This window comes from Mesorhizobium sp. M0077 (genome assembly GCF_040322955.1).
In the GTDB taxonomy this organism is placed as follows: Bacteria; Pseudomonadota; Alphaproteobacteria; order Rhizobiales; family Rhizobiaceae; genus Mesorhizobium.
Genome location: NZ_JAMYUL010000004.1, coordinates 95552 through 118786, shown reverse-complemented (window position 1 = coordinate 118786; position 23235 = coordinate 95552). Strand labels below are relative to the sequence as shown.

The following is a 23235-nucleotide window of genomic DNA, read 5'->3' as shown; positions in this document are numbered from 1 at the left end:
CCCGCAAGGGGGGAGATTACCCCGTCATCTCCGCCTTCGCTAATCTCCGACGTTGCAAAGGAAGCGCCGGCAGGGCAACTGCCAATCTCCCCCCTCGAGGGGGAGATGTCCGGCAGGACAGAGGGTGGCGTCGTAGAGCGCGGCTGTCACCGGCCAACCCTTATCACCACCACCCTCACACTCCTCCCCACCCCCGCCCTCGCGCACGCCGCCGACCGCGGTCACGTCCTCCTCCTGCCGACAGGCTACTACATCGCCGGCGGCGCGCTTGCCGTCGCGGTAAGCTTCCTCGTTCTCGCCCTGCTGCCACCCGCAACCCTCCACCGCTTCTGGCGCCGCCGCCTGCCGCTCTTCCCATTCGCCGACACCCCTCGCACAATCATCAGCCTCATCTCCTTTGCCGGCTTCGCAACGCTCAACGCCGCCGGCCTGTTCGGCAGCCGCGATCCGCTCTCCAATCCGCTGCCGCTAACCATCTGGACGCTGCTCTGGGTCGGCCTTGCCATCGCGCAAGGCCTGTTCGGCGATCTCTGGTCGTGGCTGAACCCATGGTATGGCCCGTGGCGGATCGTAAGCCGCCTGTTCAAGCTTCGTGGCGGTGAGGGACAGGAATCGCGTTTGCCTTCATGGCTCGGCTGCTGGCCAGCCGTTATCCTGTTCTTGGCCTTCGCCTGGTTCGAGCTGATCGACCCGGCGCCCGACGACCCGGCGCGGCTGGCCTATGCCGCCGGCCTCTACTGGTTGCTTACCTTCATCGCCATGCTCGCCTTCGGCTACCGCGATTGGAGCCGGCGCGGCGAATTCCTGACGATCTTTTTCGCCATGGTGGCTCGTTTCGCCATCGTCGAGCGCGATGAGCACGGTCGCCTCGCTCTCTGCTGGCCGGGCTCAAAACTGCTCGGCGCGGCACCCCTGCCGGCAAGCGGCATCGCTTTCCTGCTGCTCAGCCTGTCATCGGTGTCCTTCGACGGCCTGTCGAAAACCTTCTTCTGGCTCGGCCTGTTCGGCATCAACCCGCTGGAATATCCCGGCCGCACGGCGCTCATCGGCGTTAGCAGCTTCGGCCTAGTGCTGACCTTCGTTCTGCTGGCGGCGGCATTCCTGCTGGCCGTCATCCTCGGCCAGCGCCTCGCCGGCAGCCGACATTCCCTCCGCGAGGCCGCCGGGCTGCTGGTGTGGTCGATCGTGCCGATCGCGCTTGCCTATCATGTCGCGCACTATCTGACGGCGCTGCTGGTCGACGGCCAGTATGCGATCGCCGCTCTGTCCGACCCGTTCGCGCTGGGATGGAACCTGTTCGGCGCCGCCGACATGCAGATCGAGGCCGGCATCGTCGCCGGCGCCGACTCCGCCTGGTGGCTGTGGAACCTGCAGGCCGGCATCATCATCGCCGGCCATATGCTGGCGGTGCTCGTTGCCCATGGCCTGGCCTGGCGACTGCACCAGGTGCCATCGCGCGCCGCCCTCAGCCAGTTGCCGCTCACCATGCTGATGATTGCCTACACGATCTTCGGCCTGTGGTTGCTTGCCACGCCGACGGCCGGATGAGACAAGCTGATCAACATGCCTTTGCGGAAAGCCCGCTTGCAAGCTCTGTGCTTTGGTGATTTAGTTTGTACACATGCAATTTCTGCCCCTCCTGCAAGGGAGTGGCCTTGCCTCGTTACAGACAGTCAAAACTCAAAAACAGGGGAACTGCCGTGACTGACAAGAATGGGTTTTTCGATCTCTCCAAATCCACCCTTAGCCGCCGCACCGCGCTGAAAGGTCTCGCCGCCAGCGCCGGGCTGACGCTCGCGTCCGGCTTCGTCCGCTACAGCCAGGCGCAGAGTTCGGCGCCAATCAAGATCGGCTTCCAGTCGCACCGCACCGGCATCGGCGCCGCCTATGGCCGCTGGTACGAAAAGACCAGTGCCGCCGCGGTCAAGGCGATCAACGATGCCGGCGGCATCAACGGCCGGCCGGTCGAACTGGTGATCGAGGATGACGGCACCGATCCCGGCCGTGGCGCCGAAGTGGTCGGCAAGTTCGCCACCCAGCACAAGACCGACATCGTCTTCGGCACGCTGTTCTCGCATGTCGTGATCGGCTCGGCGCCGGCCGCCGGCGAAAACAAGATCCCTTATTTCGTCGTCAGCGAAGGCCACCATGTCGCTTCGACCAAGCTCAACCGCTACGTCTTCCAGCCCGGCATCACCGATGTGAAGAGCCAGATCCAGTCGATGGCGCCATGGATCGCGGCCAATGCCGGCAAGAAGGTGACGCAGATCTTCCCCGATTTCGCCTTCGGCTACGACCATCGCGACTACCTGCCGCCGGCGCTGAAGGCGCAAGGCGCCGAGGTCATCGCCCAGATCGCCATCCCGCCGACAGAGTCGTCTTTCACGAAATACTTCCCGCAGATCCCGGCCGAGACCGAAGTCATCTACCATGTCATGGTCGGCCCGGCCGTGCTCACCTTCGTCAAGGAACTCGGGGAGTTCTACGGCTCCAACCGGCCGCAGCTGTTCGGCTTCATCGATTCGCTCGAAGCCACCGACATCAACAGCCCCGGCCTCGAATTCCTGGACGGCAGCCATTTCTGGGAAGGCTCGCCGCGCTATGCCCAGGCCAATGACTCGGCCGCGCAGAAAGCCTACCGCGCCGCCGTCGGCATCGACGACAATGGCGCTGCCGTCGGCGACCCCAAGGACGTCTCCACCGCCGCCCACATGTTCGGCTGCTGGGAGACGCTCTATGTCGTCAAGAAGGCGATGGAAGAAGCCGGCTACAAGGGCCCGGAAGACCGCGCCAAGCTGGTCGAGGCGGCCGAGGCGCTGACCGAATTCGCCGAAGGGCCGGAGCATCCGCAGGGGCCGAAGACCTTCAACGGCAAGATCCACCAGTGTTTTGGCATCCAGAACATCTCCAAGGTCGAAGGCGGCAAGATGAAGGTCGTCCACAAGACCAAGATCGAGGACGGGCTTTACGAGGCCGAAGGGGATTATACGACGCAGGCGCTGTGAGGCGCCTTACCCTCCCCCTTGTGGGGAGGGTCGGCACGCAAGCTTCGCACTTTTGCGAAGCTTGCGAGACGGGGTGGGGGTCGCGACGGCCCGTGCCCAACCCCCACCCGACCGCTGCGCGGTCACCCTCCCCACAAGGGGAGGGTAAGGGCGCCCTGAATGCATTTCGGACCCCACCTCCTCCTCGCCGCGCTCGAAGGCCTTGTCACCTCCGCCGTGTTGGCGCTGACGGCGCTTGGGCTGTCGCTGGTGTTCGGCGTCATGCGCGTCGTCAACGTCGCCCATGGCGAGTTCTTCATGCTGGGCGCGGTGCTGGCCTGGGCGATCTCGACGGCGATACCCGGCCATCCCACGCTCGGCTTCCTGGCGGCGCTGGTGATTGCGCCGCTGATTGTCGGCGCCATTGCGCTGGTAGCCGAGCGGCTTGTGCTGCGCCGGCTCAATTACAATCCGGAAGCCACCATCGTCGCCACGATCGGCATGCTCTACATCATCCAGCAGCTGGCGTTGAGCTTCTATGGCCCGGAAGCGCGCCCGGTGGAGCCGCCCTTCAGCTACCGCATCCTTTTGCCCTGGTTCGGCTATTCCGGCTACAAGCTGTCGATCATTGCCGCTTCGGCCCTTCTGCTCATCGCCACCTGGCTGGTGCTGACGCGCACCAAGATCGGCCTCATCATGCGCGCCACCCAATATGACAGCGAGACGGCGCAGGCCTTCGGCATTCCGGTCGACCGCGTCTATGCCGGCGTCTTCGGGCTCGGCGCCATGCTGGCGGCCATCGCCGCCGTGCTGATCGTGCCGATCAGTCAGGCGCACTACCTGATGGGGCAGGACCCGCTGCTGTTGTCCTTCATCGTCGTCATCATCGGCGGCCTCGGCTCGCTGCGCGGCACGGTCGTCGCCGCCGTGCTGATCGGGCTGTCCGACGGCATCATCTCGGTGTTCTTCTCGCCGACTTTGGCCAAGATCATCGCCACGCTGCTGGTGGCCATGGTGCTGGTGTTCAGGCCGCAAGGCCTGTTCGGGCAGGCGCCGCGATGAGCGAAGCTTCGCCGGCAAAAGCCTATGCTCTGCATATCGGCGCCATCGCGCTGCTGTTCGCCCTGAGCTTCGTCCTGCCGGATTATCATCACGGCCTGCTCGCCCGCATCATGGTGCTGGCGGTGTTCGCCATGGGCTACAACATGCTGTTCGGCTATGTCGGCCTGCTCAGCCTCGGCCACGCCATGTTCTTCGCCGCCGGGCTCTATGGCGCTGGTCTCGCCGTCATCCATCTCGGCTGGAGCGTGCCTTTGGCTTTCCTCGCCGGCATCGCCTGCGGCGCGCTGCTGGCACTTGTGATCGGCCTGCTGGCGCTGCGCACCACCGGCGTCGCCTTCATGATCGTCACCATGATGTTTGCGCAGGTGTTTTACCTCGTCATCCTCTATTTCGCCGCCTGGACCGGCGGCGACCAGGGTCTGGTCGTGCCGCAGCCGGCGCGGGTTCTGGCCTTCGGCGCGACATCGCTCGACCTAACCAACCCGACCGTGCGCTACATGAGCGCGCTGGCGCTGTTCTCGGTCGTGCTGCTGATCACCCTCGCCATCGTCCGCTCCCGCTATGGCCGCGTGCTGGTCGCGGTGCGCGAGAACGAGGAGCGCACGAAAATGCTGGGCTACGACACCTTCTCCAACAAGCTGATCGCCGTCGTCGTCTCCGGCACCATCTGCGCCGCCTCGGGTGCGGCCTATGCGCTGCTGTTCGGCTATGTCGGCTCGAGCTTTGCCTCGGTGCAGTATTCCATCCTGCCGCTGCTCTGGGTGCTGCTCGGCGGCGCCGCCACGACGCTGGGCGCGCTGCTCGGCACGGTGTTCATGTACTATGTCATCGACACCGCCAGCGGCTACACCTCCGCCTATCTCCTGATCGTCGGTATTGCGCTCATCCTGCTGGTGCTGTTTTTCCCCAAAGGCATTCTGGGCACCATCCGCCAGCGCTGGCTCGGGTGGCTCCCATGATGCCGTTGCTGACCACCAAAGGCCTGGCGCGCAGTTTCGGCGGCCTGCGCGCCGTCGACGGTGTCGATTTTCAGCTGATGCCGGGCGAGATCCGCGCCGTCATCGGCCCCAATGGCGCCGGCAAAACCACCTTCGTCAGCCTGGTCAGCGGCCGCATTCAGCCATCGTCCGGCATGATCGTCTTCGACGGCGCCGACATCACCAGCCAGCCGGCCTATCTCAGGGTGCGCCGGGGCATCGCCTACACCTTCCAGATCACCAGCGTCTTCGCCAACCTCTCTGCCTACGATAATGTCGCGCTGCCGGTGCAGCGCACGCTGACCGATGCCCGCTCGAAAGGTGCGGTGCGCACCGGCGTCATGGCCGCGCTGGAACGCACCGGACTGGCCGGCCGCGCCCATATGCCGGCCGGCCAGCTTTCCTACGGCCACCAGCGCCTGCTGGAAGTCGCGATAGGCCTGGCGCTTAAGCCGCGGCTTTTGATCCTCGACGAGCCGACGCAGGGGCTGGCCGACAGCGAGATCGACAATTTCATCGGACTGGTGCGCGAGATTGCCAAGAGCGCCACCGTGCTCCTGATCGAGCACAACATGCCGGTCGTCATGCAGCTGGCCGACCGCATTACGGTCTTCAACGCCGGCAAGATCCTGGCCGAAGGCACGCCCGAACAGGTTCGCGCCAACACACAGGTGCAGGAAGCCTATCTGGGGACGGCGCCATGAGCGAAGCCCCCAAGACTGAGGCCCCCAAGACTGAGGCCCACAAGACTGAAGCCCACGAGACTGAAGCGCTGACTATCTCCAGGCTCGACTGCTTCTATGGCGAGGTTCAGGTGCTCTATGGGCTCGACCTAGTGCTCAACAAGGGCGAGGTGCTGTGCCTGTTCGGTCGCAACGGCGCCGGCAAGACGACGACGCTGAAAGCGATCATGGGGCTGGTTCGGTCGAGCGCCGGTTCGATCCGGCTCGCCGGCAAGGAGTTGACCGGCCTGCCGGCGCATGAGGTGCCCAAGGCCGGCGTCGCCTATGTGCCCCAGGGCAGGCGGCTGTTCGCCGAGATGACGGTGGCGGAAAACATCGAGATCGGCCTGATGGCGCGCGGCAAGGGAAGAGCGACGCGCGAGAGCGTGCTCGACCTCTTCCCGCTGCTGCGCCAGCGGCTGCGGCAGCGCTCCGGCACTTTGTCCGGTGGCGAACAGCAGATGCTGGCCATGGCCCGCGCGCTTTGTCTGGAGCCGCAGGTGCTGTTGCTAGACGAGCCGACGGAGGGGCTGATGCCGTCGATGATCGCCAAAATCCGCGAGACGGTGGTGAAGCTGCGTGAGCTAGGTGTCTCCACCATTCTGGTCGAACAGCGCGTCGACGCCGTGCTGTCCGTCGCCGACCGCGTCTGCTTCATCGAGAACGGCCGCAACCGCGAGACCGTCGATGTCGAGCAATTGCGCGCCGACCCATCGGCAGTCAGGCGCTATGTCGGCGTCGGCTGATCAGCCGAAAAACAGGAACCCGGCGATCAAAAAGATCGGGATCAGCACCAGCCCTGACCATGCCATGTAGCCGAAGAAGCCCGGCATCTTCACACCGCGGTGTCGGGCAATGGCGTAGACCATGAAGTTGGGTGCATTGCCGATATAGGTGTTGGCGCCCATGAACACCGCGCCGGCCGAGATCGCAGCCAGCGTCGAGGCCGCCTCCGTCATCAGGTGCCGCGCGTCGCCGCCTGCGAGTTCGAAAAACACCAGATAGGTCGGCGCATTGTCGAGGAAGGACGACAGCCCGCCGGTCAGCCAGAAATAGGCGAGATCATTGGGCTGGCCGGTGGGCGACGTCACCAGCGCCACCAGCGGCGCCAGCGCGCCGTCATGGCCGGCGCGAAGGATGGCAATTACCGGCACGATGCAGATGAAGATGCCGGCAAACAGTTTCGCCACCTCCGCGATCGGGCCCCAGGTGAAGCCGTTGGCCTCGCGATGGCTCTTGAGTGACACGACAAGCGACAGTCCGGCGAGCCCCAGGATAATGGCGTCGCGCGCCAGGTTCGGCAGTTCGAGGCTGACGCCCAGCACTGAAAAGCTCACGCCCGGCTTCCATGCTGCGGACAGCAGGATGGCCGCGATGACGCCAGCCAGCAGCGGCAGATTGGCCAGGCCGCGAAGGCGCACCTTTGTATCCGGCGTCGGATCCTTGATCTTCGGCGCGCCGCCTTCACGGCGATGCAGCATGATGTCGATGGCCAGGAAGACAAACAGCACCAAGCCGCCGGTGAACAGCGTCTCGCGCCAGAGGTTCGCCGTCGTCCAGAAGAAGTCGACGCCGCGCAGGAAGCCGACGAACAATGGCGGGTCGCCCAAGGGCGTCAGCGAGCCGCCGATGTTGGACACCAGGAAGATGAAGAAGATGACGACATGGGCGTTGAACTGCCGGTTGTCGTTGGCGCGCAGCATCGGCCGGATCAGGATCATCGAGGCGCCGGTGGTGCCGATCACCGAGGCCAGCATTGCCCCGACGAGCAGCAGCCCGGCATTGACCAGCGGCGTGCCATGGATGTTGCCGGCCACAAGGATGCCGCCCGAAATGGTGTAGAGCGCGAACAGCAGGATAATGAACGACATGTATTCGGTGAGCAGCGTGTGCAGCACGGCTTCACCGGCTACCGGAACGCCGAATGCAACCATCAGCGGGATGACCGCCAGCGCTGCCCAGCCGGCGGCGATCTTGCCGTAATGATGCTCCCAGACATGGTGGAACAGCAGCGGTCCGGTGGCGATCGAGAGCAGCAGGCCAGCGAAAGGCAGCGCCCACCACAGCGACATGGCAGCATCGGGCAGACCGCGGGCCTCGGCCGCGAAGGCCATTTGCGGAGACGCAGCGGAAGCGAGTACACCTGCCGCGAAAGCCTTCCCCAACTGTGTGCAGCCCCCTCGATGCGTCACGATCCAGTCACTCCGAGATCGGGTCTTCGAGCCTCACCCCGGCATCGCGCATCCTCTTCAGCATCGCCTCGACCGAACCGTTGAGATCGATGCCGCGGCACGCGTCGAGCCGCACCGTCGTCTTGAAGCCTTGCTTGACCGCGTCGAGGGCCGAGAAGGCGACGCAGAAGTCGGTCGCCAGGCCAACCAGGGTCACGGTGCCGATGCCGCGCTCCTTGAGGTAGCCGGCGAGCCCGGTCGGCGTCTTGTGGTCGTTCTCGAAGAAGGCGGAGTAGCTGTCAATATCGGGGCGGAACCCCTTGCGGATCACCAGCTCGGCCTTGGTCCAGGCGAGCCCCGAGTGAAAATCCGAACCGAGGCTGCCCTGGATGCAATGGTCGGGCCACAGAGTCTGCGGCCCATAGGGCATCTCGATTGCGCTGAAGGGCTGCGCCCCCGGATGGCTGGAGGCAAAGCTCGAATGTCCGGCCGGGTGCCAGTCCTGAGTCAGCACGACATGCTCGGCATGCCGGATCAGATCGTTGACCAGCGGCACGATTTCGTCGCCGCCGGCAACCGCCAGTGCGCCGCCGGGGCAGAAGTCGTTTTGCAGGTCGATGACAACAAGCGCTTCGTCGGCCATGGCGCCTCTCCTCTTCTACGTCTCGAACGGGGGATCGAGTGAAATACGCCGCTGATGCGACCGGATGCAGAAACTCGACCGGATGGCCGCCTGCGTCAACCTCCTACAGCGCCGCGCGTCCCCTTCGGACGCGCAAAGGACGCTGTAGCACTTTACTTTGCGCAGGATCCTTTCCGAAAATCGATTCCGATTTTTGGGGATCATGCGCGGACGTAACAAATGCATGGCGGCCGGGTTCCCTTAAACTCCGGCTTTGACAATTTCCGCCAGCTTGATATCATTTGCATACGAATGAATTTGGCCTGATCAGACATTGGCGGGGTTCGGGAAGACCCCACCTTTTGAAGGTCCCAATGGGAAGGCCTATTTTTTTGGAAGGCAAAGCGTGATCCGTTACGCGAAACCCGCCACGCTCGACGAGGCGCTCGCTCTGCTGGGCGAGGGCGCCTGGCGCGTGCTTGCCGGCGGCACCGATTTCTATCCGGCGCAGGGCGCCAAACCGTTCCGCGACAATGTTCTCGATATTAACGGCCTGGTCTCGCTGCGCGGCATTGCCGAGACCGAAACCCATTGGGTTTTGGGCGCCCGCACCACCTGGACCGACCTTGTCCGCCATCCATTGCCGGCGGCTTTCGATGCGCTGAAGCAGGCCGCGCGCGAAGTGGGCTCCCTGCAGATCCAGAATGTCGCCTCGATCGCCGGCAATCTCTGCAATGCTTCGCCTGCCGCCGATGGCGTTCCGGGACTGCTGGTGCTGGACGCCGAGGTCGAGCTGCGCTCTGCAGCCGCGACGCGTCATCTGCCGCTGCAGCAGTTCATTCTCGGCAACCGCCGCACCGCTTTGCTGCCGGGCGAACTGGTCACCGCCATCCGCATCACGAAGCGGGCCTCTGCCGGCACGTCGGCCTTCGTCAAGCTCGGTGCGCGGCGTTACCTCGTCATCTCCATCGCCATGGTGGCGGCGCGCCTCGTTGCCGAGAGTGGCATAGTCATGGAAGCCGCTGTCGCGGTCGGGTCCTGCTCGGCCGTCGCCAGGCGGCTCGCCGCTGTCGAAGCCGTGCTGGTGGGCAAGCCTGTCGGCCCGGCACTCGCCGATGCTCTCCTGTCCGCGCCGATGGCCGAGCTCTCGCCGATTGCCGACGTGCGCGGCAGCGCCGAATACCGGCTCGACGCAGCGCGCGAGCTTGTCGCTCGCGCCGTGCTGGGAGCCTGCGGGCTGACGAACGACAACAGCATGGTGGCGGCATGAGCCACTCCGAGATGATTGAAGCCCTGCCCGACCTCGTGCCGGGCCTCGGCATCGAGCGCGCCGAGATCGCCTTCGCCGTCAATGGCGCCGCCGTCTCGGTCAATGTGCCGCCGCTGCGCCGGCTGTCGCAGGTTTTGCGCGACGAATTGCAGCTGACGGGCACCAAGGTTGGCTGCGATGCCGGCGATTGCGGCGCCTGCACGGTGCTGGTCGACGGCGACGCCGTCTGCGCCTGCCTGATGCCGGCGGCCTCCGCAGCCGGGACGTCCGTAACGACCGTCGAAGGCCTCGCCGATGGCCTTCTCTCGGCGCTGCAGGCGTCCTTCCTGGCACATGGCGCCGCGCAATGCGGCATCTGCACGCCGGCGCTGCTGGTCGCGGCAACGGCGCTGCTGGATGGCACACCGAATCCGACCGAGACCGAGGTGCAGGATGCGCTGGGTGGCATCCTGTGCCGTTGCACCGGCTACAGAAAGATCATTGCGGCAGTGATGGATGCGGGACGGTTCGAGACGTCGACCGACGGCGCTGCCCCTCATCCGCCTGCCGGCACCTTCACCCCGTATAGTGACGGCGAGAAGGGAAGTGCTCCAGCGCCGACGCTCCCCGCTCCCCGTTCTTCACGGGGAGAGGGTAAGGGTGAGGGGCAGCGCCAACGTCATTCGTTGGAATTCAACTTTGAACGTAGAATGCCAACCACAGGGAATGCTGTAGGCGCCTCCCCGGTCCGGCTCGACGGCGTGCCAAAAGTCACCGGCGCTGAAAAATTCGGCGGCGATGCCTTTCCCGCCGATGCGCTGGCTGTGCTGGTGGTCCGCTCGCCGCATTATCATGCCGGCTTCGCCTTCGGCGACCTGGAGGGCTGGGTGAAGTCGCATCCCGGCATCGCCGGCGTCTTCACCGCCGCCGACATCCCGGGAAAAAACTGTTTCGGCGTCATCGGTCCGTTTGCCGACCAGCCGGCGCTGGCCGAAGGCTTTGCGCGGCTGCGCGGCGAGGCAGTGGCGCTGGTCGCCGGCGAGCGCGAGGCCATGCTCGATCTCGACCTCCAGGATTTCCCGGTCCGCTGGACCGAGCTGCCGCATTTTCTGCAGCCCGGCGACGCGCAGGCAGAAGGGGCTGCGCTCATCCACGCGAACCGCCCGGCCAATTTGTTGACCAAGGGCTTTGTCGAGCGCGGCGACCCCGAGACGGCGCTTGGCGAGGCTGCTTACACGGTGTCCGGTGCCATCGACACCTCCTATGTCGAGCACGCCTATATCGAGCCGGAAGCCGGCCATGCCTACATGGACGGCGACACGCTGGTCGTCGTCGCCTGCACCCAGGCCCCCTATATGGACCGTGACGAAACGGCAAAGGTGCTCGGTCTTGCCGTCGACAAGGTGCGCATCGTGCCGACCGCGACCGGCGGCGGCTTCGGCTCGAAGCTCGACGTGTCGCTGCAGCCGCTCATCGGCCTTGTGGCACTGAAAACCGGCCGGCCGGCGGCGCTTGCCTACACCCGCACCGAATCGATGATGTCGACCACCAAGCGCCACCCCGCCGAGATGAAGGCGACCATCGGCACTGACGCCGAAGGCCATGTCACCGGCATGATCTTTTCCGGCGATTTCAACACCGGCGCCTATGCCAGTTGGGGGCCGACTGTCGCCAACCGCGTGCCGGTGCATGCCTCCGGTCCCTATGCGACGCCGAATTACCGCGCCGAAGGCCGCGCCATCCACACCCACGGGCCGATTTCCGGCGCCTTCCGTGGCTTCGGCGTGCCGCAGGCGACGATCATGCAGGAGACGCTCTATGATGAGCTTGCCGGCAAGCTCGGCATGGACCGGCTCGATTTTCGCCTGAGAAACTGCCTTCGGAACGGATCCGAAACGGTTACCGGACAGCGACTGGAGTCGGGAGTCGGTATCTTCGAGTGCCTCGACTCCTTGCGGCCGCATTGGGCTCGCGCGAAGGTCGACGCAGATACATTCAACAATGCCAATACGAGCAAAAGGCGCGGCGTCGGCATCGCGTCCTGCTGGTATGGCTGCGGCAACACCTCGCTGCCCAATCCGTCGACCATAAGGGTCGGTATCTCGCCAGACGGCGACGTCATCCTGCACCAGGGCGCCGTCGATATCGGCCAGGGCTCCAACACCGTCATCGCCCAGATCTGCGCCGACGCACTCGGCCTGCCGCTGGAAAAATTCAAGCTGAGAAGCGCCGACACCGCGATCAGCCCGGACGCCGGCAAAACATCGGCCTCGCGCCAGACTTTTGTCACCGGCAAGGCGGCCGAAAAAGCCGGCCGCGCCTTGGGCGAAAAGATCCTGCGTTTTGCCAATGTCTCGGAGAAAGCTGCCCTGCAATTGGACGGTCCGGTGATCGTCATTCGCGAGGGCGAAGCCACTCGGCGCATCGATCTCCCCGCCCTCGATGTCGATGCGGGCGGTTTCGTCTTCCGCGCCGAGGAGACCTACGATCCGCCGACGCTGCCGCTCGATGCCAAGGGCCAGGGCAAGCCTTACGCCGTCTATGGCTATGGCGCGCAGATCGCCGAACTCGAAGTCGATCTCAAGCTCGGCACGGTGAAGCTCTTGAAAATCACCGCCGCGCACGATGTCGGCAAGGCTATCAACCCGCTGCTGGTCGAAGGCCAGATCGAAGGTGGCATCGCGCAAGGCATCGGCATGGCGCTGATGGAGGAATACATCCCCGGTCGCACCGAGAATTTGCACGACTATCTCATCCCGACCATCGGCGATGTGCCTGAGATCGAGCACATATTGATCGAGGTTCCCGATCCGGAGGGACCGTTCGGCGCCAAGGGCCTGGGCGAGCATGTGCTGATCCCGACCGCACCCGCCATCCTCAACGCCATACGCCACGCCACCGGCGTTCTCATCACCAAGGTTCCGGCGACGCCGGCGCGCATCCGCGCCGCCATCCGCGAAAAAGATGGCATCCGCGACAAGGAGGCACGCCGATGAGCGAGCTTGCCGAACGCTTCGAAACCCACGATCCGGGCGAAAAGCTGGTGGCGGAAAAGATCCGCTGCGATGCCTGTCCGGTGATGTGCTACATCGCCGATGGCCGCACCGGCGCCTGCGACCGCTACGGCAATGTCGGTGGCCGCATCGTGCGTATGGACCCGCTGACCATCCTCGACCATGCGGCAGAGAGCGGCGCCGCGGTCGTGCCTTTCACTGCCGAGGGCGAGCAATGGGACGGCGAACTGGTCAACACCGGCCGCCGCTTCGTCACTGCAATCGGCGCCGGCACCACCTATCCCGACTACAAGCCGGCTCCCTTCATCGTCAGCCAGGAGGTCGAGGGGGTCGATCTGGTGACCGTGGTCACCGAAGGCATTTTTTCGTACTGCGGCGTCAAGGTGAAGATCGACACCGACCGCCATCTCGGTCCCGAAACGGCAATCGTGCGCGCGCAAGGCGAGCCGATCGGCCACGTCACGACAGGCGAATACGGCTCGCAGATGCTGTCGCTCGGCGGAGTGCATCATTTGACCGGTGGCTCTAAGGCCGAAGGCCGGGCAACCTGCGACGCGATGCTCAGTCTGTGCAATCGCAAGCCGGTCGAACTGACCATCGATGGCGGCGCCACCATCATCGTCGAAGCCGGCAAACCACCTGTCATCGACGGCAAGCAGGAACACCGTATGCGGGTCGGCTGCGGGTCGGCCACCATCGGCATGTTCGCCACGCAATGGCGCGGCCTTGTCGACGAGGTGGTGGTGGTCGACGACCATATCACCGGCGTCGTCTCCGAGCATCAGGCCGGCAAGGTGCTGGGCTGGCAGGATACCGGCATCAAGATCATCGGCCGCCGTTCGACGCCGGGCCGCTATTTCAAGGTTTCCGAGCCCGGCCTCGGCTGGGGCGGCACCTCGATTTCCGACCCGCTGTCGATCCTCGGCGAATGGAACGCCAAGAAGGGCGCCCGCCCCGGCCTGTCGCTGCTGATGGTGTCGACCACCGGCGAGCAGTTCGCCTATTACGAGCTCGACGACGAGTTGAAGCCGGTGGAAAAACCGTTCCCCGAGCGGCTGCAGAAATCGGTCGGCCTGATCGAGGACAATTGCGAGCCGGCGCTCTGCACCGTGCTGTTCATCGGCGGCGCCGGCGGTTCGCTGCGCGCCGGCGTCACCGAAAACCCGGTCAATCTCACCCGCTCGGTGCAGGGCTTGAATACCTATGTTACCGTTGGCGGCGCGCCGGTCTATGTCTGGCCGGGCGGCGGCATCACGCTGATGGTCGACGTCATGCGCGTGCCGGAAGGCGCCTTCGGCTATGTGCCGACGCCGGCGCTGGTGGCGCCGATCGAATTCACGCTACGCCGCGACGACTATGTCCGGCTGGGCGGCTACGAGGCCGAGATACGCAGCGTCGAGGATATCGTTGCCAAAGGCGGCGAATATCTCAACCCGCGCCGCGGCTCAGGCGCCGAGGCCCACAATCCATGGCCGCCGCTGGCGCAGTTGCGCCGCGTCGGCTCGAACGGGGCCTCTTGATGCAAGGCCCGCAAGTCCACTGGCTGCAGGACGGCAAGCGGCTGCACCTCAACCACGGGCCGATCGACCTGATCGTCGAGGCCTTTGGTGAGGCGGCTGAGTGTCGTGCCGCCTACGATCAGGCGATCGAGCGCTTCCAGACGATCCTGATCGAGTTGGTCGAGGAGCTTCCCGAATTGCGGCTGCCGGCATTTTTCCTGGCGCCGCGCACCTTCGCCGGCCCGACCGCGCGGCGCATGGAAGCAGCCGTCATGCCGTTGGCGGAATGCTTCATCACGCCGATGGCCGCCGTCGCGGGATCGGTAGCCGACGAAATGCTCTCGGCATTGCTTGCCGGTCGCAAGCTCGACCGGGCCTATGTCAACGATGGCGGCGACAGCGCCCTCCATATCGGCAAGGGCCAGTCGATGAACCTGGCGATCGCCGGCACCGGCAACGGCATGGCCGACCGCCTCACCATTCGCTCGGCGGACGGCGTGCGCGGCGTCGCCACCAGCGGCTGGCGCGGCCGTTCGTTCTCGCTTGGCATCGCCGACGCCGTCACCGTGCTGGCGCGCACCGGCGCCGAGGCCGATGCGGCGGCGACACTCATTGCCAACGCCGTCGACCTGCCCGGCAATCCCGCCATCAAGCGCATTGCCGCGCAGGAACTGGCGCCCGACAGCGATCTCGGCGCACGGCTGGTGACACAAGCCGTCGGCATGCTCGCGCGTGACGATGTGGAGCGGGCGCTGGACAATGGCCTTGCCGTCGCCGAAGATTTTCGCCGGCGCGGCCTGATTGCCGCATCGGCGCTGTTTCTAGGTGGGGAAGCGCGCATCAGTGGTTCCATGGCGCTTGCCGCGCCCAACAAAAATCCAGGGAAGGAAGTTGCCCATGCCTGAGTTTCCGATCCGCAAGATTGCGGTTCTGACCGAAGAGATTTTTCACGATGGCGGCCCGGTCGCAGCTGCGCCGCGCCGCCGCGCGGCGGCCGTGGCGCTGGTGAAGAACCCGTTCGCCGGCCGCTACGTCGAAGAACTGCAGAGCGCCATGGACGATCTGAAGCCGCTTGGCCTGCTGCTCACCGACAAGCTCATTGCCGCATTGGGCGGCGACATCAAGCAGATCGACGCCTACGGCAAGGGCACCATTGTCGGCTCGTCGGGGGAGCTGGAGCACGGCGCGCTGTGGCACGTTCCTGGCGGCTACGCCATGCGCGAGCGGCTCGGCGACGCCAAGGCGATCGTGCCGTCGGCAACCAAGGTCGGCGCCTTCGGCTCGCGGCTCGACGTACCGCTCGGCCACACCAACGCCGCCTATGTCCGCAGCCATTTCGACGCCATGGAGGTAGGCCTCAGCGACGGGCCTCGCCCCGACGAAATCCTGTTTTGCCTCGCCATGAGCTGCGGCCCGCGCGTGCATGACCGCATGGGCGGCCTCGCGGTTGGCGATATCAAGGCCTGGGACGGCTTGCGATGAGCGGCGGGGACAATCTTCTCAAGCTCGTCGAGGCCGAAGAGCCTGACGATCATGACTACCGCCTGCAGGAGCAGGTCGGCTTCATCCTGCGCAAGGCGCATCAGCGCCATGTCTCGATCTTTGCCGCCCAGATCAGCGACCTGACGCCGCCGCAATTTGCAGCACTCGCCAAGCTGCACGATGTCGGCGAGACCTCGCAGAACCAGCTCGGCACGCTGATCGCCATGGACGCGGCGACGGTCAAGGGCGTCATCGACCGACTGAAAGCGCGCGGCCTGGTCGACCTGACCAAGCACGAGGTCGACAAGAGGCGGCTGCTGGTCAACCTCACGCCAGAGGGACGCGAGGCTATCGAACGGCTGATCCCGTTGGCCCGCGCCATCACCCAGGAGACACTGGCGCCGCTGACGGCCAAGGAAGCGGCCACGTTTATGCGGCTGCTAGCGAAGTTAGCCTGATTTAGGCCCGCAGCCGAGCGCCTTCAGGATCGAAGAATGGCATCGGCGCCACCACCGCGCGGGTCGGCTTGCCGTCAATGTCGATGCTGAGTTCGGTCCCGATGGCGGTGAACGGCAGCCGCAAATGCGCCGTCGCCAGAACTTTGCCTAAGGAATAGCCGTGATCGCTGTAGGTGACGACGCCGGCATCCTCGCCGTCGGCGAAAACCCTGGCATCCGTCGCGGCCGGCTTGTCACCGTCGAGAATCAGCCCGGTCCAGCGTTCGTCGAGCCCCTTGTCGCGAATTTTGAGCAATGCCTCGCGGCCGATGAACTCGCCCTTGTCGAACTTGATCCAGCGATCGAGCCCGACATGGAAGGGCGTACGGCTCTCGTCCATGTCGATGCCATGCGCCGGATAGGCCTTTTCCAGCCCGAGCGTGAACATGGCCAGCACGCCGTATGGCTTCAAGCCGAAATCGCCGCCGGTCCGCACCAGCGCGTCCCAGACGGAAGTCGCCTCGTCCGCCGGCACGAACAGTTCGAAGCCGAGCTCGCCGGTCACCCCGGTGCGTGAGATCAGGACTTTGGTCTCGCCGACGCGCCCTGAAGTGAACGCCCAGCGTTTCAACTCATCGAGATCGGCATCCGAAACCAGTGCTTTCAGCAGCTCGCGGGAGCGCGGCCCCTGTATGGTCGGGAAGGCGACGGCCGCGGTGATGTCGGTGACATAGGCCTTTCGCGCTTCAGCATGATGCTGCAGCCAGGGCAGCATCTTCAGCCGGTTGACCGAGCCGGTCACCAGCATGAAATGCTCAGGCGCCAGCCGGAACACGGTGAGGTCGTCCATGATGCCGCCATCGTCGCGGCAGACGGTGGAATAGCGCACCTGGCCGGGGCTCATCGCGGCCGCATCGTTGACGATAACGTGGTTGACCAGCGCCTCCGCTTCCGGCCCCTTGATGTCCATCTTGCCCATGGTGCTGAGATCCTGCACGCCGACATTCTTGCGCGTGTTCAGATGCTCGTCGGCGATGCCGGAATAAGTTTTGGCCGAGACGAAGTCGCCGCCGACCCGGCCCATCGTGGCGCCGAGGCCAACGATGCTGGTGTAGAAAGGGGAGCGCCGCTCAACCAAGAAACTTCTCCGTCATCTCATGAAAACGGCAGCGCCGGGTGGCGCTGCCGAGGTCGGGTTGGCTGAGGGATTAACCCCCGTAGACGTCGAAGGCGAAGTACTTGTCGTTGATTTCCTTGTACTTGCCGTTGGCGCGCAGCGCCTCGATTGCGGCATTGAACTTGTCGGCAAGTTCCTTGTTGCCCTTTTGCAGGGCGATGCCGACGCCGGGGCCGTGAATGGCCGGATCGGCGGTCAGCGTGCCGAGCAATTTGCAGCAGGCGCCATCGGGCTTCTTCAGCCATTCGGTCAGGATGATCGAGCCGTCCATCATCGCGTCGAGCCGGCCATTGGCCATGTCGGTGCGGGCGTCGTCGCCCGTCGGATAGGCTTTCACGGTCGAGCCGGAGTATTTCTGCTCGGCGAAATTCTGGTGGATGGTTGCGCTCTGCACGCCCAGCACCTTGCCCTTCAGATCGTCCGGCGATGTGCCGGCGATGGTCGAATCCTTCGGCACGGCGATGGCCGGCGGCGTCTGGTAATATTTGTGGGTGAACTCGACCTTCTCGGCCCGTTCCGGCGTGATGGTGATGTTGATGATGGCGTCGAACTTGCCGGCCTGCAGCGCCGGAATGGAACCATCGAAATCCTGTACGGAGAATTCGCACTCGGCCTTCATCTCGGCACACAGCGCCTTGCCGAGGTCGATGTCGAAGCCGCCCAGCGTGCCGTCCGAATTGGCATAGTTGAAAGGCGGATAGGCGCCCTCGGTCCCGATCCTGAGTTTCTCGGCGGAGGCAGCACCGGTCCCAAGCAGCAGGGCGGCGGAAGCGGCAAGCACGAAACGACCGAAAAGACGCATGTTCCTGATCTCCGTTGACTAAGCAATTCCAGGGAAGGTGTTGGCGGTTTCCCGTCCGGAATTGCGCGAAAACAAGGATAGAAGTCTATGGTCTTTTGCAGGCCCCACGGAGACGGAAACGACATGCTCTGCGGCGATCACGGCGCGGCAAGCCGTCCTTCCCCAGGAATCTTACTGTGATCTAAATTACAGACCGATCATGGACATGGACGCATGTTCAGCTGGAAGTAGACGGTCGTGGGAGGGACCTGGGGATGGACCAGCAGGAATTCGTGCAGGAAGCCGCGCAGCGGCGCATAGACGACGACATCGCCAAGCGCATCAAGGTTCACCAGGCCAACATCGAGCGGCTCGAAACCGCAAGGGAAAGCGCCGGCAATCTCGAGGCGGCCGTCGCCAACCGGCCGCTGGTGATGCTGGCGCAGGGCGATTCCTGGTTCGACTATCCGCTCACCGGCAACGGCTTTCCGTTCGTCGACACCGACGTGATCGCGCAGCTGCGCCGCATCGGCTCGATGCCGCCGACCATCCTCAACCTTGCCCATCATGGCGATGCGGCGACCGACGAGATGTCGCTGCCCAAGCAGCAGCGCATGATCGCCGCCCTGCGCAACAAGGCCAACTGGCTGGACGGCAAGCCCGATGCCATCCTGTTCTCTGCCGGTGGCAACGACATTGCCGGCGACCAGTTCTGCATCTTCCTCGACTTCAATGACGGCCACGCCCCCGGGCTGAACAAGAACCGCTTCACCAAGGCGCTCGGCATGGTCGAGGCCTGCTATCTCGATTTGTTCGCGCTGCGCGACCGCGTCGCGCCAGGCGTGCCGATCTTTGGCCATTGCTATGATTTCCCGATCCCGAACGGAGCGCATCCGTCCTGTGTCGGCCCGTGGCTGAAACCGTCGCTCGATTTCTGCAACTGGACGGTCGCCAAGGGCACGGTCATCGTTCACGACGCGCTGGCGGCGTTCCGCGATGTGGTGAAGCGCCTGGCCGACGATCCCAACAACAATTTCCATCTGGTCGACACGCAGGGAACGTTGAAGGTGGCCGACTGGGCCAACGAACTGCATCCCGATCCCGCCGGCTTCAAGAAGATCGCGCAAAAATTCGCCGATGCGCTGAAGGCCAAGCTGCAGACCTGACGCGGCTCGGGCCTGTCGGCTGTCAGGTTCCGAACAGCTCTTTGGCTTGTTCATCGGTGTAGTAACCAAGCCTGATGTCTTCGGCGACCAGTTTCGGGTCGCGCTGACGCGGATCGCCATAGCCGCCACCGCCCGGTGTGCCGACGCGCACGCGGTCGCCGGCCTTGAGCGCGATGTCCTGTTCCTTGGACAGATGCGGCGGCACATGTGCCTCGCCGTCGCGGAACACGGTCACCGTGTTCACCGCGCCGTCCTTGCCGCCGAGCGCGCCTTGCGGGCCGAAACGGCCATGGTCCATGACGAAGGACGCGCGCGCCTCTCCTCGCAATATCTCGACCTCATAGGCGAGGCCGAAGCCGCCGCGCTGCTTGCCGGCGCCGCCCGAGCCTTCGCGCAAGGCATAGTGGCGGTAGAGCACAGGAAACGCCTGCTCCATGATCTCGACCGGCGGTGATTTGGAAATGCCGATGGTCGAGCAGCCATTGGTCAGCCCGTCATGGCCTGAATTGCCGCCATAGCCGCCGCCGGAGATCTGATACATCACATAGTCGCGGCCGCGCGCCGGATCGTTGCCGCCCAGCGCGAAATTGCCGCTGGAGCCGGCGGGCGCGGCCGTCACCTTGTCCGGCAGCGCCTGCACCATCGCGGCGAACACCGCCTCGGCGATGCGCTGCGAGACTTCAGCCGCGCAGCCCGAGACCGGCCGCGGGTATTTGGCGTCGAGGAAGGTGCCTTCCGGCCGCTTGACGATCAGGGGCTCGAAGGCGCCGGCGCTGATCGGCACATCAGGAAAAATATGGCGCATGGCGAGATAGACCGACGACAATGTCGTCGCCAGCACGCTGTTCATCGGCCCCGCGCATGGTTTTGACGAGCCGGTAAAATCGAAGGTCAGCGTGTCGCCCTGCTTCTCGACGGCGAGCGCGATGGTCAGCGGTTCGTTGACCACGCCGTCCGAGTCGACAAAGGCCTTCGAACTGTATGTGCCGTCGGGGATGGCGGAGATGTTGGCGCGCATCTGCTCGGCGGCGCGGCGACGCAGTTCGGCGATCGCCCCGACGACAGTTTCGTCGCCGTAACGATCGAGGATTCCATTGAGCCGGTCCTGACCGATCAGCAGTGCTGCGGCCTGCGCTCTTATATCGCCGATGCGCTGGTCGGCGACGCGGATGTTGGAGCAGATGATGGCGTAGATTTCCGTGTCCAGCACGCCCTTCTTGAACAGCTTGACCGGCGGCAGCCGCAGGCCTTCCTGCTCGACGGCTGTGGCGGAAGCGGAGAAGCCGCCCGGCACCGAGCCACCGATATCGGGCCAGTGGCCGGTATTCGATAGCCAGCAAAATATCTTGCCGTCGCGGTAGACCGGCATGGCGAAGCGCACGTCCATCAGATGCGTGCCGCCGAGATAGGGATCGTTGACGATGTAGATGTCGCCGGGTTCCGGCGGCAGGCAACGGCCGTTGGCGATCATCTCGATCACCGTCCTGGTCGAATACTGCATGACGCCGACGAACACCGGCAGGCCCTGGCTGCCTTGTGCGATCAGCGAGCCGTCGACGGCGGAGTAGATGCCGTCGGAGCGGTCATTGGCCTCGGCAATGACCGGCGAGAAGGCAGCGCGGGAGAAAGTAAGATCCATTTCGTCGCAGACCTGCTGCAATGCAGCCTGCAGAACCGAAAGCGTGATGGCGTCGAGCTTTTGCATCTCAGGCCTCGCCAATGTCGATGATGATGTTGCCGTCGGCGTCCGATCTTGCGCGGTCGCCGGGTTCGAGCACGGTGGTCGCATCCATCTGTTCGAGGATCGCCGGCCCTTCGATGACGGCATCGAGCGGCAACTTTTCGCGTGCGTATATCGGCGTATCGTGCCAGCGTCCTGCGTACCAGACAGGCCTTGTTTCGCGCAGTGCCTCGTCTAGCGTCTTTGTACGTCCGGCCGGGTCGATCAGCCGTGACAGGTCGATCGCCGGCCGCACGCCCGTCACCGACGTGTTGAGGTTGACCAGATTGGCGCGGATCTCCGGCAACTCGACCTTGAAGCGGGCGAAATAGGCTTTTTCGAACAGCGCCTGCAACTCCTGCCTTGTCACCGATGAAGACGGCAACGGCACGTTGATGATGTGGGTCTGGCCGACAAACTGCATGTCGGCAGAGTGCGTAACGCGGATCGTTTCCGGCTTCACCGCTTCCTTGCCGATCAGTTCCTCGCCTTCCCAGCGGTGACGTTCCAGCACCTCGCGAAGCCGGGCCTCATCAAGCACGGCGACCGGCTGGTTGATGGTGTTGACGAAGTCATGACGCAGATCGGCGACGACGCAGCCGAGCGCGTTGGTGATGCCCGGACGGGCCGGCACCAGCACGCGGGGCAGGCCGAGTTCGCGCGCCAGGGCGGAGGCATGCAACGGCCCGGCGCCGCCGAAGGCGAACAGCGCGAAATCGCGCGGATCATGGCCGCGCGACACCGAGACCATGCGGATGGCGCCGGCCATCTTCATGTTGCCGAGGCGCAGCACCGCGCCCGCCGCTTCGACGCCGGAGAGGCCGGCGGCCTTGCCTATTCTGTCTTCGAAGATCCCGGTGACCCGCTCGACGGTGACCGGATTTTCGACCGCCAGCAGCTTCTTCGGCGCCAGCCGGCCCAGCACCAGATTGGCGTCGGTGATGGTCGGCTCGGGTCCACCACGACCGTAGCAGATCGGGCCGGGATTGGCGCCGGCACTTTCCGGGCCGATCTGGATCAGCCCGGCCGCATCGACCCGGGCGATGGAGCCGCCGCCGGCACCGACCGTATGCACCGCCACCATCGGCACGTGGATCGGCATCGCATATTCGATCTCGATCTCGTTCGAGACGGCGGGCTCCGCATTGCGGATCAGCGCCACATCGGTCGAGGTGCCGCCCATGTCGTAGGTGACGAGGTTTTCAAAGCCGGCGCGCTTGCCCGTATAGGCGGCGGCGATGACACCCGAGGCTGGTCCGGACATCACGGTCTTGGCCGATTCCCTGGTGACGAAACGGGCCGAGATCATGCCGCCATTGCCGTTCATGATCAGGAAGTCGCGGGCGTAACCTTTGGCGGCCAATTCCTTGCGCAGCCGCTCGACATAACGCTCGAGGATCGGCTGCACCGAGGCGTTGACCGCGGCGGTCACGCCGCGCTCGAATTCGCGGGCTTCCGACAGCAGCGCATGGCCAGTCGTGATGTAGCCGTTCGGCCAAAGCTCGGCGGCGATTTCGGCCGCGCGCCGCTCATGCGAAGGGTTGGCGTAGGAATGCAGGAAATGGATGACCAGGGACTCGCAGCCGGCCACGATCAGCGTCTTCACGGCGTCGCGCATCTCGGTCTCATCGAGCGGGGTGCGCACCGCGCCGGATGCTTCGACGCGCTCCGAGACTTCGAGCCGGAGATCGCGCGGGATGATCGGAACGAAGGTGCCGGTCATGCCATAGGGCTGCGGCCGTGTGCGCCGTCCAAGCTCGATCACGTCGCGAAAACCGCGCGTGGTGATCATGCCGGTTTTCGCCAGCCGGCGTTCCAGAACCGCATTGGTGGTGGTGGTCGTGCCATGCACGATGAGGTCGATGCCGTCTATGGCAAAGCCGGTGGCGCCGAGCGCTGAAACCACGCCGAAAGCCTGGTTGTCGACGGTGGTGGGCGTCTTGGCGATATGCACCTTTCCGCCATCTTTGCCGTCGATCAAAATGAGGTCGGTGAAGGTTCCGCCGACATCGATGCCGGCAACGACGTGACCCAGGGAATCCGGTTGTTGCACCGAAAAATTCTCTTTCATTGTCGAAATCCGAAATGGCGGAACTACGAATATGCCGCAGTTTGGAAAGCTGTTTTAGCGTGGTATCTTGACACAAATATCGTTTGTATACTAATAAATTT

The 23235-nt window shown here is 64.7% G+C and carries 19 protein-coding genes; 13 read left to right on the top strand and 6 right to left on the bottom strand.

Annotated elements, in window-relative coordinates; genetic code table 11:
• The first annotated feature begins 105 nt into the window (after nt 1-105).
• The 6 genes from NKJ57_RS10295 (at nt 106) to NKJ57_RS10270 (ending at nt 6491) form a co-directional block, all read left to right on the top strand.
• Nucleotides 106-1548 carry a hypothetical protein gene (locus NKJ57_RS10295; RefSeq protein WP_352510617.1) on the top strand — a complete coding sequence of 481 codons (1443 nt, stop codon included), beginning with the start codon at nt 106-108 and terminating at the stop codon, nt 1546-1548.
• 152 nt (nt 1549-1700) lie between these two features.
• Entirely contained in the window at nt 1701-3005 is a 1305-nt protein-coding gene (locus tag NKJ57_RS10290) for an ABC transporter substrate-binding protein (protein WP_352510616.1), read from the top strand.
• Nucleotides 3006-3164: 159 nt separating this feature from the next.
• Complete coding sequence (locus tag NKJ57_RS10285; RefSeq protein ID WP_352510615.1) at nt 3165-4046, top strand: branched-chain amino acid ABC transporter permease; 882 nt, start codon at nt 3165-3167, stop codon at nt 4044-4046.
• On the top strand, nt 4043-5005 hold the full coding sequence (locus NKJ57_RS10280; RefSeq protein WP_352510614.1) for a branched-chain amino acid ABC transporter permease: 963 nt from the start codon (nt 4043-4045) through the stop codon (nt 5003-5005). The genes NKJ57_RS10285 and NKJ57_RS10280 overlap by 4 nt, the downstream gene beginning before the upstream one ends.
• On the top strand, nt 5002-5727 hold the full coding sequence (locus NKJ57_RS10275; RefSeq protein ID WP_352573698.1) for an ABC transporter ATP-binding protein: 726 nt from the start codon (nt 5002-5004) through the stop codon (nt 5725-5727). The genes NKJ57_RS10280 and NKJ57_RS10275 overlap by 4 nt, the downstream gene beginning before the upstream one ends.
• Nucleotides 5724-6491: an ABC transporter ATP-binding protein gene (locus tag NKJ57_RS10270; protein WP_352510612.1), complete on the top strand. Its 768-nt coding sequence runs from the start codon at nt 5724-5726 to the stop codon at nt 6489-6491. Before NKJ57_RS10275 ends, NKJ57_RS10270 begins: the two co-directional genes overlap by 4 nt.
• On the opposite strand, the gene NKJ57_RS10265 is transcribed toward NKJ57_RS10270, so the two are convergent.
• On the bottom strand, nt 6492-7859 hold the full coding sequence (locus NKJ57_RS10265; RefSeq protein ID WP_352510611.1) for a sodium:proton antiporter: 1368 nt from the start codon (nt 7857-7859) through the stop codon (nt 6492-6494).
• Between the two features lie 85 nt (nt 7860-7944).
• Nucleotides 7945-8559 (bottom strand): bifunctional nicotinamidase/pyrazinamidase, encoded by a 615-nt coding sequence (pncA, locus tag NKJ57_RS10260; protein WP_023714546.1) that lies wholly within the window; start codon nt 8557-8559, stop codon nt 7945-7947.
• A 385-nt stretch (nt 8560-8944) separates the two neighbouring features.
• Here pncA and NKJ57_RS10255 point away from each other — a divergent pair, with 385 nt between their 5' ends.
• Genes NKJ57_RS10255 through NKJ57_RS10230 form a run of 6 tightly spaced genes read left to right on the top strand, consistent with a single transcriptional unit; the run spans nt 8945 to nt 16240 of the window.
• Nucleotides 8945-9808, top strand: a complete 864-nt coding sequence (locus NKJ57_RS10255; protein WP_023732660.1) for an FAD binding domain-containing protein — start codon at nt 8945-8947, stop codon at nt 9806-9808.
• A gap of 11 nt (nt 9809-9819) precedes the next feature.
• Nucleotides 9820-12783, top strand: a complete 2964-nt coding sequence (locus NKJ57_RS10250) for a molybdopterin-dependent oxidoreductase (protein ID WP_502902018.1) — start codon at nt 9820-9822, stop codon at nt 12781-12783.
• Complete coding sequence (locus tag NKJ57_RS10245) at nt 12780-14321, top strand: hypothetical protein (protein ID WP_023739686.1); 1542 nt, start codon at nt 12780-12782, stop codon at nt 14319-14321. The genes NKJ57_RS10250 and NKJ57_RS10245 overlap by 4 nt, the downstream gene beginning before the upstream one ends.
• Nucleotides 14321-15205, top strand: coding sequence for a UPF0280 family protein (locus NKJ57_RS10240; RefSeq protein WP_352510609.1), 885 nt, complete (start codon nt 14321-14323; stop codon nt 15203-15205). Before NKJ57_RS10245 ends, NKJ57_RS10240 begins: the two co-directional genes overlap by 1 nt.
• Nucleotides 15198-15782 carry an amino acid synthesis family protein gene (locus NKJ57_RS10235; RefSeq protein WP_023714549.1) on the top strand — a complete coding sequence of 195 codons (585 nt, stop codon included), beginning with the start codon at nt 15198-15200 and terminating at the stop codon, nt 15780-15782. The genes NKJ57_RS10240 and NKJ57_RS10235 overlap by 8 nt, the downstream gene beginning before the upstream one ends.
• On the top strand, nt 15779-16240 hold the full coding sequence (locus NKJ57_RS10230) for a MarR family winged helix-turn-helix transcriptional regulator (RefSeq protein ID WP_023714550.1): 462 nt from the start codon (nt 15779-15781) through the stop codon (nt 16238-16240). The genes NKJ57_RS10235 and NKJ57_RS10230 overlap by 4 nt, the downstream gene beginning before the upstream one ends.
• A 1-nt stretch (nt 16241) precedes the next feature.
• On the opposite strand, the gene NKJ57_RS10225 is transcribed toward NKJ57_RS10230, so the two are convergent.
• Both NKJ57_RS10225 and NKJ57_RS10220 read right to left on the bottom strand, forming a co-directional pair.
• On the bottom strand, nt 16242-17357 hold the full coding sequence (locus tag NKJ57_RS10225; protein WP_023736892.1) for an aminomethyl transferase family protein: 1116 nt from the start codon (nt 17355-17357) through the stop codon (nt 16242-16244).
• Between the two features lie 70 nt (nt 17358-17427).
• Nucleotides 17428-18198 (bottom strand): ABC transporter substrate-binding protein, encoded by a 771-nt coding sequence (locus NKJ57_RS10220; protein ID WP_023671296.1) that lies wholly within the window; start codon nt 18196-18198, stop codon nt 17428-17430.
• 254 nt (nt 18199-18452) lie between these two features.
• On the opposite strand from NKJ57_RS10220, the gene NKJ57_RS10215 reads away from it, so the two are divergent.
• Nucleotides 18453-19343, top strand: coding sequence for an SGNH/GDSL hydrolase family protein (locus NKJ57_RS10215; RefSeq protein ID WP_023671297.1), 891 nt, complete (start codon nt 18453-18455; stop codon nt 19341-19343).
• 22 nt (nt 19344-19365) lie between these two features.
• On the opposite strand, the gene NKJ57_RS10210 is transcribed toward NKJ57_RS10215, so the two are convergent.
• Both NKJ57_RS10210 and NKJ57_RS10205 read right to left on the bottom strand, forming a co-directional pair.
• A complete protein-coding gene (locus tag NKJ57_RS10210) occupies nt 19366-21048 on the bottom strand; it encodes a hydantoinase B/oxoprolinase family protein (protein ID WP_352510608.1) in 1683 nt (560 codons plus the stop codon).
• A 1-nt stretch (nt 21049) separates the two neighbouring features.
• Nucleotides 21050-23134 (bottom strand): hydantoinase/oxoprolinase family protein, encoded by a 2085-nt coding sequence (locus NKJ57_RS10205; RefSeq protein WP_352510607.1) that lies wholly within the window; start codon nt 23132-23134, stop codon nt 21050-21052.
• Nucleotides 23135-23235 lie beyond the last annotated feature (101 nt).

Excerpts from the sequence above, each read along its gene's own strand:
- NKJ57_RS10280 (WP_352510614.1), top strand. The coding sequence starts at position 4,043 with ATGAGCGAAGCTTCGCCGGCAAAAGCCTATGCTCTGCATATCGGCGCC.
- NKJ57_RS10250 (WP_502902018.1), top strand. The coding sequence starts at position 9,820 with ATGATTGAAGCCCTGCCCGACCTCGTGCCGGGCCTCGGCATCGAGCGC.
- NKJ57_RS10245 (WP_023739686.1), top strand. The coding sequence starts at position 12,780 with ATGAGCGAGCTTGCCGAACGCTTCGAAACCCACGATCCGGGCGAAAAG.
- NKJ57_RS10295 (WP_352510617.1), top strand. The coding sequence starts at position 106 with ATGTCCGGCAGGACAGAGGGTGGCGTCGTAGAGCGCGGCTGTCACCGG.
- NKJ57_RS10275 (WP_352573698.1), top strand. The coding sequence starts at position 5,002 with ATGATGCCGTTGCTGACCACCAAAGGCCTGGCGCGCAGTTTCGGCGGC.
- NKJ57_RS10235 (WP_023714549.1), top strand. The coding sequence starts at position 15,198 with ATGCCTGAGTTTCCGATCCGCAAGATTGCGGTTCTGACCGAAGAGATT.
- NKJ57_RS10285 (WP_352510615.1), top strand. The coding sequence starts at position 3,165 with ATGCATTTCGGACCCCACCTCCTCCTCGCCGCGCTCGAAGGCCTTGTC.
- pncA (WP_023714546.1), bottom strand. The coding sequence starts at position 8,559 with ATGGCCGACGAAGCGCTTGTTGTCATCGACCTGCAAAACGACTTCTGC.
- NKJ57_RS10240 (WP_352510609.1), top strand. The coding sequence starts at position 14,321 with ATGCAAGGCCCGCAAGTCCACTGGCTGCAGGACGGCAAGCGGCTGCAC.
- NKJ57_RS10205 (WP_352510607.1), bottom strand. The coding sequence starts at position 23,134 with ATGAAAGAGAATTTTTCGGTGCAACAACCGGATTCCCTGGGTCACGTC.
- NKJ57_RS10210 (WP_352510608.1), bottom strand. The coding sequence starts at position 21,048 with ATGCAAAAGCTCGACGCCATCACGCTTTCGGTTCTGCAGGCTGCATTG.
- NKJ57_RS10265 (WP_352510611.1), bottom strand. The coding sequence starts at position 7,859 with ATGGCCTTCGCGGCCGAGGCCCGCGGTCTGCCCGATGCTGCCATGTCG.
- NKJ57_RS10230 (WP_023714550.1), top strand. The coding sequence starts at position 15,779 with ATGAGCGGCGGGGACAATCTTCTCAAGCTCGTCGAGGCCGAAGAGCCT.
- NKJ57_RS10215 (WP_023671297.1), top strand. The coding sequence starts at position 18,453 with ATGGACCAGCAGGAATTCGTGCAGGAAGCCGCGCAGCGGCGCATAGAC.
- NKJ57_RS10270 (WP_352510612.1), top strand. The coding sequence starts at position 5,724 with ATGAGCGAAGCCCCCAAGACTGAGGCCCCCAAGACTGAGGCCCACAAG.
- NKJ57_RS10220 (WP_023671296.1), bottom strand. The coding sequence starts at position 18,198 with ATGCGTCTTTTCGGTCGTTTCGTGCTTGCCGCTTCCGCCGCCCTGCTG.